The sequence below is a fragment of the Propylenella binzhouense genome (assembly GCF_009866965.1).
Classification (GTDB): domain Bacteria; phylum Pseudomonadota; class Alphaproteobacteria; order Rhizobiales; family Afifellaceae; genus Propylenella; species Propylenella binzhouense.
In genome coordinates this window covers 130,891-140,541 of record NZ_SPKJ01000003.1, presented here as the reverse complement: position 1 = coordinate 140,541, position 9,651 = coordinate 130,891, and the positions used below count along the sequence as shown (strand labels likewise).

Sequence of the window (9,651 nt, the reverse complement as noted above, 5' to 3'; positions counted from 1 at the left end):
CGGCCGTGCCGAGAAGGCCGAGACGCGGGAGCGCCCGGCGGCGGCCAAGGGCGGGGCGGCGCGCGGCGGGCCGAAGCGGGCGCCCCGGACCACCGCAGCGGGATCCGCGCGGACGGACGATTCCGGCCGCCCGGGACCGAAGCGGAACGGTCAAGGACGGCCGAAAAGGGGCAAGAGTGCGGATCGTCGGCGGCCGTCTTAGGGGCCGCGCCCTCGCCGGTCCCCGGTCGCAGGACATCAGGCCCACGAGCGACCGCCTGCGCGAGGCCCTCTTTAACGTGCTCTCCCACGGCTACGGCCTGCCCGAGGAGACGACGCGCGTGCTCGATCTCTTCGCCGGCACGGGCGGGCTCGGGCTCGAGGCGCTGTCGCGGGGCGCGGCGCAGGCGCTCTTCGTCGATACCGGCGTGGAGGCGCGCGGGCTCCTGCGCCGGAACATCGAGGCGCTCGGACTGACCGGGCAGACGAAGATCTTCCGCCGCGACGCCGCCGATCTCGGCAGTGCCGGGACGATCGCGCCGTTCGGCCTCGTCTTCTGCGACCCGCCCTATGGCAAAGGTCTCGGCGAGCGCGCGCTCGCCAGCGCGCGGGCGGGCGGCTGGCTCCTGCCCGGCGCGCTCTGCATCCTGGAGGAGCGCGCCGCCGCGGAGGTGGTGGCGCCGCCGGGCTTCACGGTCGAGGAACGGCGCGAGACCGGCGACAGCCAGCTCGTCTTCCTCCGGAATGCCGGCTGAAGCTCACTCCGCGGCCGCCTGCATGGCGGGATAGCCGGATCGTCCGGCATCGTCGCCGCCCGCGAATTCGACACGCTGCCGCGGCAAAGCCTCGGGATGCTCCGCCTGGAGGAAGGCGATGAGCTTCTCCCGCACCTCGCACCTGAGATCGAAGGCGCGCGGCGAGTTGCGCGCGCTGACGAGCGCCCGCAACTCGATGACCTGATCCTTCGCGTCCGTCACCTGCAGGCCGACCACCCTATGGTCCCAGTTCGGCGAAGCCTTCGCGATCTCCCCAAGCTTGCGGCGGATCGCCGGAATCGGCGCGCGATAATCGAGATAGAGCATCACGGTGCCGAGAATGGCCGCGCCTTCGCGGGTCCAGTTCTGGAACGGCGTGTCGATGAAGTATTTCAGCGGCACGATGAGGCGGCGGAGGTCCCATAGCCGCACGACCACGTAGGTCGCCGTGATCTCCTCGATGGTTCCGTACTCGCCCTCGACGATGACGGCATCCTCGATGCGGATCGGCTGCGTGATGGCAAGCTGGATGCCGGCGATCAGGTTGGAGAGCACAGGCTGGGCGGCGAGGCCGACGACAAGGCCGGCTGCGCCGGCGGAGGCGAAGAGGCTCACCCCGTATTGGCGGACGCCGTCGAAGGTCATCAGCGCCGCCGAGGCCGTCAGCACGATGATCAGCGTGTCGACCGCCCGCCTCAGGATCCTGACCTGCGTGAAGTGCTTGCGGGCGAGCAGGTTGTCCTCGACGTCCAGCCGATAGCGCCGGAGGTAGAGGGCGGCCCCGAGCTCGACCGCGCGTACCAGGCTCCAGCCGACAAGCACGATGAAGGCCACGAGCAGGGAATGGCCGATGAGCCGGATCTGGGGGCCCGTCAGCGGCGTCGTCGGCGCCACCAGCGCCACGGCGAGGATGATGAGCGCGAGCCGTATCGGGCCGCGGATCCGCGGGACGAGCTTCCGGGCGAATTCGTTGCGCGAGAAGATCCGGTCCGTGATGCGGGCGAGAAGGCGGTGGATTAGGATCGCGACGGTGATCGCGAATGCGAGGAGGAGAACTGCCTGAACCCATTCCGGCAGCCAGCCCAGCCCGTGCCGAATCCATGCCGAGGCGGCCCTGATGGACTCCATTGATTGCTCCCGCGCTCATCTCGCACCTGCAGCATTCTGAATCCGGAAATGCGGCGGATGTTTCGCACGGGCCGCCCGAAAGGTCGGAACGTCGCACGAGAGTTGACAGAGCCCTGATCGTCAGCGGCGGCCGAACAGGCGCTCGATGTCGGCGAGCTTCAGCTCGACATAGGTCGGCCGGCCGTGGTTGCACTGCCCGGATTGCGGCGTCTCCTCCATTTCGCGGAGGAGCGCGTCCATTTCCTCGGGACGCAGGCGGCGGCCCGCGCGGACAGAGCCATGGCAGGCCATGGTGGCGGCCACGTGATCGAGCCGCTCCCTGAGCCGGGTCGAGGCGTCCCATTCGGCGAGGTCGTCGGCGATGTCGCGCACCAGCGCCTGCGCGTCCACGGCGCCGAGGAGCGCCGGGGTCTCGGTGACCGCGACGGCACCCGGTCCGAACGGCTCCACCGCGAGACCCAGCTCGGCGAGTTCGCCGGCCCGGGCGACGATCCTGGCGGCATCCTCCGCCGGGAGATCGACGATCTCCGGGATGAGCAGCAGCTGGCGCGGAACGGCGCGCCCGGCGAGCGCCGCCTTCAGGCGCTCGTAGACGATCCGCTCGTGCGCGGCATGCTGGTCGACGATCACGAGACCGTCGGAAGTCTGCGCCACGATGAAATTGCCGTGAAGCTGCGCCCGCGCCGCACCGAGCGGATGGGATTCGCGGCCGGCCGCATCCTCCGCCTCCGCCGCGCGCGTATCCGCCGAGGGCGGGACCGGCGCCTCGAACGCGGCCTGGCCCCCTTCGGAAAATCCGTTCGCCGCCGGGCCCGGGGCCGCCCAGCCGCGCCACGATGCGGCGGCCGCCCCCCCGCCGAAGCCCCCCGGCCGGAACGCTGAAGCGGTTGCGCCTGCGACCGTCGTCGAGGCGCGTGCGCCCTCGCGGGCGAGCGCCTCCCGCAGGCTCCCGACGATCAGCCCGCGCACGAGCCCCGGATCCCGGAACCGGACCTCCAGCTTCGCGGGGTGCACGTTCACGTCCACCTCGCCGGACGGCAGATCGAGAAAGAGCGCGAGAACGGGATAGCGGTCGCGCGCGAGCACGTCGGCATAGGCAGCCCGGAGGGCCGAGGCGAGCGTCGGGTCGCGCAGCGGCCGGCCGTTCACGAACAGGAACTGGCTCAGGCTGTTCGCACGGTTGAGGGTCGGCAGGCCGGCGAAGCCCTCGATCCGCACCCCTTCCCGCTCGGCGCTGACCGCCATCGCGTTCTCGACGAAATCCGGGCCGAGGACCTGCCCGAGCCGCACGAGGCCGGCGCCCTCGCCCGCTGCCGCCGGGTATTCGACGGGGTGCCGGTCCGGGCCGGCGAGCGTGAAGCGGATCGCCGGGTGGGAGAGCGCGAGCCGCTTCACCACCTCCTGAATGGCGGAAGCCTCGGCCCGATCCGAACGCAGGAACTTGAGCCGCGCCGGCGTGGCGAAGAAGAGATCGCGGACCTCCGTCGTGGTGCCGCCGGCATGGCTCGCCGGCTGCGGGTCGCCGGCCCGCCCGCCTTCCACCGCGATCGACCAGCCGTGCGGCTCATCCGCATGCCGGCTCGCGATCGTGAGGCGTGCCACGGCGCCGATCGAGGCGAGCGCCTCCCCGCGGAAGCCGAGCGTGGCGATGGCGGCGAGATCGTCGCGCGCAAGCTTGGAGGTGCAATGGCGCGCGACCGCCAGGGGCAGATCGGCCCGACGCATGCCGCTGCCGTCATCGGCGACCCGGATCAGGCTCTTGCCGCCGCCGGCGGTCACCACCTCGATCCGGCCCGCTCCGGCATCGATGGCGTTCTCGACAAGTTCCTTCACCACGCTCGCCGGCCGTTCCACCACTTCGCCGGCGGCGATGCGGTTGACGACGTGCTCGGGGAGGATGCGGATCGTCACGACGGGCCTCGGCGGAGCGCTACCGGCCGATGCCCCCCGGCGGATACGGCTCGGCCGCGAATCAGTTGAAGAGCCGGGTGAAGAAATTACCGGGCTTGTCTTCCTTGATGTCCTCGAAAGTCTGCGGCGCGGAACCGGACGGCTGCCGGTATTCCTCGGGCGGATCGGTCAGGTAGCGCCGGCCGGTATCGCCGCGGCCCTCGGCGGCATTCAGAGCCGCCTTGAACTCCTTGCTCTCCTGCCGGCTCGACACCGCGAAGTCGCGGGCCGGCGCCGCACCGTCGCGCGCCTCCGCCTGGCTCTCCTCCAGGCTCTTCCGGCTCCGGTTGATCTCGGCGATGGGCCTGGTGCGCTCGTACTCCGCCTGGGAAATGTAGCGGGCACGCTCGAAGCTGGGATCACTGTAGTCGCGCTGGACGACTTTCTGATCCGGATCGTCCGGCCAGTTCGGAGTGGAAACGGTGGCCGGCTCGGCGGGCGTTCTCAGTTCCGCCTGGGGTGGCACGACCAGCGGCGCGCGCGGCTTGTAGTCGATGTTCGGCTTGCTTCTGCCACCGCCGATGAAGGAGCCCGTGAACTCGTTGAAGATCGCCATCTCGGGCGCTTCGCCCGTACCGTAGGTCGTGCTGCTGCACCCGGCAGCCGCGAGTGCGGCGGACAACAGGCAAATCGCCGGCAGCAGCTTCGCCGCCGAGCTCGAAACGTTCATCGCAGTCCCCTTGCACGAGCGGCCGGCTTATACCATCCGCCGACTGCCGATGCGACCCTGGCGGCCGCGCCCCTTCCCGCGCTCTCACGCATCCGTGGCATTTTCGCGGCGCTCCGTCAGCCAGGCGATCGCGAGCCCGACCACGCCGGCGCTGATCCACACGTCGGCCAGATTGAAGACGTACCACTCGAACCCGCCGGCATGCAGCAGGAAGAAGTCGGCGACGGCACCGTAGAGAAGCCGGTCGATGACGTTGGAGAGCGCGCCGCCGATGACGAGGCCGAGCGCCACGGCCGGGAGCAGGCGGCCGGTATTCTTCAGCCACCAGGCGAAGACCGCCGCCCCGACGAGCCCGAGCGCGATCAGGAACCATTGTCCGCCCGCCGCGTCCTGCGTCAGGAAGCCGTAGCTGACGCCCCGATTCCAGACGAGGACGAGATCGGCGAAGGGCGCGACCGCGATCCGCCCCTTCGAAGCGATATCGAAGGGGCCGAGCATCCACCATTTGTAGGCCTGGTCGACGACGATCCCGAGCACGGCCGCCGCCGCGCCCCAGGCGCGCGGGGAAAGCGCCATCTATTCGGCCGCCTGCCGCGCCGCCTCGAATTCCCTCAGGGCCGCCGCGTCGCGGAGGGTCACGTCGGGATATTCCGGGTCGCTGCCCACTTCCGGCAGGATCTTCCACGAACGGGCGCATTTCCGCCCTTCCGCGAGGCGCGGCACGACCGCCACCCCCGGCACGTCGGGGAGGCGGAAGGCGTCCGCCGGTCCCTCGCCTTCCGCGAGGAGCGCCTGGCTGGTGATCGCGATCTCGGCGAGATCGACGCCCGCCAGCGCCGCGCGCAGGCCCGCATCCACGACATGGACGATCGGAGCCGCCTCGAGCGAGGAGCCGATCCGCTTCTCACGCCGCTCCACCTCGAGCGCGCCGGTGACGACGCGGCGCACCTCCCGCACCTTCTCCCATCTGGCCTCGAGGCCTTCGCCGCGCCAAGCCGCCGGCACCTCCGGGAAGAGCTGCAGATGCACCGATTCCGCCGCTTTGTGGCGCGCCGTCCAGGCCTCCTCCGAGGTGAAGGGCAGCATCGGCGCGAGCCACATGACCATGCACTCGAACAGGCGGTCGATCACGGTGAGCGCCGCCTTGCGGCGGACCGAGGAGAACGGATCGCAGTAAAGCGCGTCCTTGCGGATGTCGAAGTAGAAGGCCGAGAGATCGACCGTCATGAAGTTGAAGAGCGCGAAATAGATGCGCTTGTAGTCGAAATCCGCGTAGGCCCTGCGCACGATGCCGTCGAGCCGTGCAAGCTCGGAGAGCATCAGCCGCTCGAGCTCGGGCATCTCGGCCGGCGCGACGGCGTCGCCGGGGCGGAAATGGGCGAGCGAGCCGAGCATCCAGCGGATCGTGTTCCTGAGCTTGCGGTAGGAATCGACGTTGGTCTTCAGGATCTCCGGGCCGATCCGCAGATCCTCGCTGTAGTCGGACGAGACCACCCAGAGCCGGAGGATGTCGGCCCCGGACTGCTCGATCACCTGCTGGGGCGTGACGACGTTGCCGAGCGACTTCGACATCTTGCGGCCGTCCTCGGCCATGACGAAGCCGTGCGTCAGGACGGCGTCATAGGGCGCGCGGCCACGCGTCCCGCAGCTTTCGAGAAGCGAGGAATGAAACCAGCCGCGATGCTGGTCCGACCCTTCGAGATAGAGGTCGGCCGGCCATTTGAGGTCGGGCCTCTCCTCCAGCACGAAGGCGTGGGTGGAGCCGGAATCGAACCAGACGTCGAGGATGTCGTCGACCTTGTCCCAGGCATCCGGATCGTAGGCATTGCCGAGGAAGCGCTCCTTCGCGCCCTCCGCGAACCAGGCATCGGCGCCTTCCGCACGGAAGGCCTCGACGATGCGGGCGTTCACCGCGTCGTCGACGAGGATCTCCCCGCTCTCGGAATTGACGAAGACCGCGATCGGCACGCCCCAGGCGCGCTGGCGCGAGACGACCCAGTCGGGCCGGTTCTCGATCATGCCGCGCAGCCGGTTCTGCCCGGCGGGGGGAACGAAGCGGGTCTCGGCGATCGCCTTCAGCGCGCGGGCGCGGAGCGTGTCGCCGGCCCCCGCGATGCCGCGGTCCATGTGGATGAACCATTGCGGCGTGTTGCGGAAGATGACCGGCTTCTTGGAGCGCCAGGAATGCGGGTACTGGTGCTTGAGCCGCCCGCGCGCCACCAGCATGCCGGCCGCGCCGAGGGCGGCGATCACCGCCTGGTTGGCATCGCCCTTCTCGCCCGTCTCCGTGATGACGCGCCTGCCCGTAAAGCCCGGCGCGTCGCGCGTGAAGGCGCCGTCGGCATCGACCGTATAGGGGATGGTGGTGTCGACGCCGCTCTCCTCGAGCTCGCGGCGGTGTTCCGTCCAGACCTCGAAATCCTCGCGGCCGTGGCCGGGGGCGGTGTGCACGAAGCCGGTGCCGGCGTCCTCGGTCACGTGCTCGCCGGCGAGCAGCGGCACGTCGAACGCATAGCCGCCGAGCCCGGCATGGCGGAGCGGGTGGGCGCACACGATCGTCGCGAAATCCTCCGCGCCCACGTCCGCGAGCCGCCGGTAGGAATCCACGCGCGCCTGCGCCATCACGTCGGCCGCGAGCGCGTCGGCGAGGATCAGCCTGTCGCCGGGCTTCGCCCAGTTCTCGGCCGGGGCTCCGGTCACCTCGTAGAGGCCGTAGCCGATGCGCGGCGAATAGGCCACCGCCCGGTTGCCGGGGATCGTCCAGGGCGTCGTCGTCCAGATCACGATTGCGGCGCCGCGGAGCGCGCGCGGACCGGAGGTGACGGGGAACTTCACCCAGATCGTGTCGGAGGTGTAGTCGTGATACTCGACCTCGGCCTCGGCGAGGGCGGTCTTCTCGACCACCGACCACATGACCGGCTTGGAGCCGCGATAGAGCTGTCCGGATGCGGCGAACTTCATCAGCTCGCGCGCGATCGTCGCCTCCGCGGCGAAGCTCATCGTGGTGTAGGGGTTCCTGAAATCGCCGATCACGCCGAGCCGCTTGAACTCGGCCGCCTGCACGCCGATCCAGTGCTGCGCGAATTCCCGGCATTCCTTCCGGAACTCGTTGATCGGGACGGCATCCTTGTTGCGCCCCTTCGCCCGGTACTCCTCCTCCACCTTCCACTCGATCGGCAGGCCGTGGCAGTCCCAGCCGGGCACGTAGTTGGAATCGAAGCCGAGCATCTGGTGGGAACGGGCCACCACGTCCTTCAGGATCTTGTTGAGGCCGGTGCCGATATGGATGTTGCCATTGGCGTAGGGCGGGCCGTCGTGAAGCACGTACTTCTCGCGCCCGCGGGCCGCCTCGCGGAGCCTGCCGTAGAGCCCTTCCTCCTCCCAGCGCTTCAGGATTTCCGGCTCCTTCTGGGGCAGCCCGGCGCGCATCGGGAAGTCGGTCTTCGGCAGGAACAGGGTCTCGGAATAATCGGCCTCGCCCGCGCGTCGCGGGCCGGCCTCTCTCTTGTCGCTCATCATCTCGCCTTCAAGGCTACGAACGGTCGTGGGCGGCGCCGCCGCGCGCGGCGCAAGGTTCCCGGCCCCGGCCTCAGGCCGAAGCCGGGCGGATAATTCGCGTTCCGGCGCACATCGTGGTCGACATGCCGGCGCTTCTACCGGACGGGCGGCGCCAAGGGAAGAAGCGCGCCGCGATGCGCCTGCCCGGTTCGCGCCGGCCGAACGGACTGTTCACCCGGTGGCGCCTGCCGCCGCTCACCCTAGCTTGAAGGCGACCTCTCCTGAATGGGTGTGAAATGACCAGGATCCTCGTTCTCTACTATTCGTCCTACGGCCACATCGAGACCATGGCCAAAGCTGTCGCCGAAGGCGCGCGCGAGGCGGGCGCCGATGTCGACATCAAGCGCGTCCCTGAATTGGTGCCGGAGGAAGTCGCCCGCCAGTCCGGCTACAAGCTCGACCAGGAGGCGCCGGTGGCAACCGTCGACGAGCTCCCGGGCTACGACGCCATCATTCTCGGCGTACCGACCCGCTACGGCGTCATGGCCGCCCAGATGAAGAACTTCTGGGACCAGACCGGCGGGCTATGGGTGAAGGGCGCCCTCGTCGGCAAGGTCGGCTCCGTCTTCGCTTCGACCGCCACCCAGCACGGCGGGCAGGAGACGACGATCACGTCCACCCATGCGATGCTTCTTCACCACGGCCTCGTCATCGTCGGCCTGCCCTATGCGTTCCAGGGCCAGATGCGCATGGACGAGATCACCGGCGGTTCTCCCTACGGGGCGACGACCCTCTCCGGCGGCGACGGCTCTCGCCAGCCGAGTGCGAACGAGCTCGACGGAGCGCGCTGGCAGGGCCGCCACGTCGCGCAGATCGCGGCGAAGCTGGCGCGCTGAGCCGCGACGGGCGCGGCGCTGGAACGCCCCCTCCGGTGCCGCGCCCGCCCGATGCACCTAGTTGCCGACCGTGAACGGGAGTTCGAACCGGCCGGTCTTGTCCGAATTGCGGTCGCGCAGCGTGAACACACCGACATAGGCGCCCGGCTTCAGGTCCGGCACGGCGAAGGAGAGCGCCATGTTGAACTCGCGGTTCCGCTCGTGCGAGACGATCCGCACGTCGAACAGGTCGTCCGCCTCGCCGACGACCTGGCCGCCGGGAACTTCGATGGCGAGATCGGCGCCGAGCGCGATGGCGTACCCGCCAGCCGCCTCGCCGTAGGCGAAGCCGATCGGCTCGACGTAGGCGGTGGCCGTCTCCCCCGGTCGGAAGAGCGAGCTCTCCTTCGGACGGTAGAGGCCGAAGCCGCTCGGCTCGGTGACGAAGAGCGCCTTGCGGACCGTGAGGGGACTTGCCTGCCAGATTGCCTCGGCGGCACGATCGAGCGCCGCAAGCGCCTCGACCGGCCTGCCCGCACCGGACAGGCGCTCGGCCTCCGCCGCGGCCTCGCCGATCGGGCCGGCCCAGGCGGTCTGTCCCCACATTATGTAAAGCGCCGCCACCAGAGCCGCCGCCCCGCCCCGTCCCATGCCTGCTCCGTTCACCATCCGGTTACCATGTCGGCACTTGTCGGCAGAACGGCATTTCCGGCAAGGGCTTTGGCCGAAAATGGTAACCGGCACGGAGAAGCGGGCCGGCGCCTGCGGACGCGCCGGCCCGGGCGCCGGTCAGGGC

Annotated in this window: 8 protein-coding genes; 2 read left to right on the top strand and 6 right to left on the bottom strand. The window is 69.9% G+C overall.

Annotated elements, in window-relative coordinates:
- Nucleotides 1-176 precede the first annotated feature (176 nt).
- Nucleotides 177-734 (top strand): 16S rRNA (guanine(966)-N(2))-methyltransferase RsmD, encoded by a 558-nt coding sequence (gene rsmD / locus E4O86_RS02135; RefSeq protein WP_161138866.1) that lies wholly within the window; start codon nucleotides 177-179, stop codon nucleotides 732-734.
- 3 nt (nucleotides 735-737) lie between these two features.
- Here the strand turns inward: rsmD and E4O86_RS02130 are convergent, their stop codons facing one another.
- The 5 genes from E4O86_RS02130 to ileS form a co-directional block, all read right to left on the bottom strand.
- On the bottom strand, nucleotides 738-1,862 hold the full coding sequence (locus E4O86_RS02130; protein ID WP_161138865.1) for a mechanosensitive ion channel family protein: 1,125 nt from the start codon (nucleotides 1,860-1,862) through the stop codon (nucleotides 738-740).
- Nucleotides 1,863-1,982: 120 nt separating this feature from the next.
- Nucleotides 1,983-3,773, bottom strand: coding sequence for a DNA mismatch repair endonuclease MutL (mutL, locus tag E4O86_RS02125; RefSeq protein WP_161138864.1), 1,791 nt, complete (start codon nucleotides 3,771-3,773; stop codon nucleotides 1,983-1,985).
- A gap of 61 nt (nucleotides 3,774-3,834) precedes the next feature.
- Nucleotides 3,835-4,482, bottom strand: coding sequence for a hypothetical protein (locus E4O86_RS02120; protein WP_161138863.1), 648 nt, complete (start codon nucleotides 4,480-4,482; stop codon nucleotides 3,835-3,837).
- An 84-nt stretch (nucleotides 4,483-4,566) separates the two neighbouring features.
- Nucleotides 4,567-5,058: a signal peptidase II gene (gene lspA, locus E4O86_RS02115; RefSeq protein WP_161138862.1), complete on the bottom strand. Its 492-nt coding sequence runs from the start codon at nucleotides 5,056-5,058 to the stop codon at nucleotides 4,567-4,569.
- The gene (gene ileS / locus E4O86_RS02110) at nucleotides 5,059-7,998 is read right to left on the bottom strand and encodes an isoleucine--tRNA ligase (RefSeq protein ID WP_161138861.1); all 2,940 of its coding nucleotides are present in this window, start codon (nucleotides 7,996-7,998) and stop codon (nucleotides 5,059-5,061) included.
- A gap of 278 nt (nucleotides 7,999-8,276) precedes the next feature.
- On the opposite strand from ileS, the gene wrbA reads away from it, so the two are divergent.
- On the top strand, nucleotides 8,277-8,876 hold the full coding sequence (gene wrbA, locus E4O86_RS02105; protein ID WP_161138860.1) for an NAD(P)H:quinone oxidoreductase: 600 nt from the start codon (nucleotides 8,277-8,279) through the stop codon (nucleotides 8,874-8,876).
- Between the two features lie 57 nt (nucleotides 8,877-8,933).
- Here wrbA and E4O86_RS02100 read toward each other — a convergent pair whose 3' ends face one another.
- Entirely contained in the window at nucleotides 8,934-9,506 is a 573-nt protein-coding gene (locus tag E4O86_RS02100) for a hypothetical protein (RefSeq protein ID WP_161138859.1), read from the bottom strand.
- Between the last annotated feature and the right edge of the window lie 145 nt (nucleotides 9,507-9,651).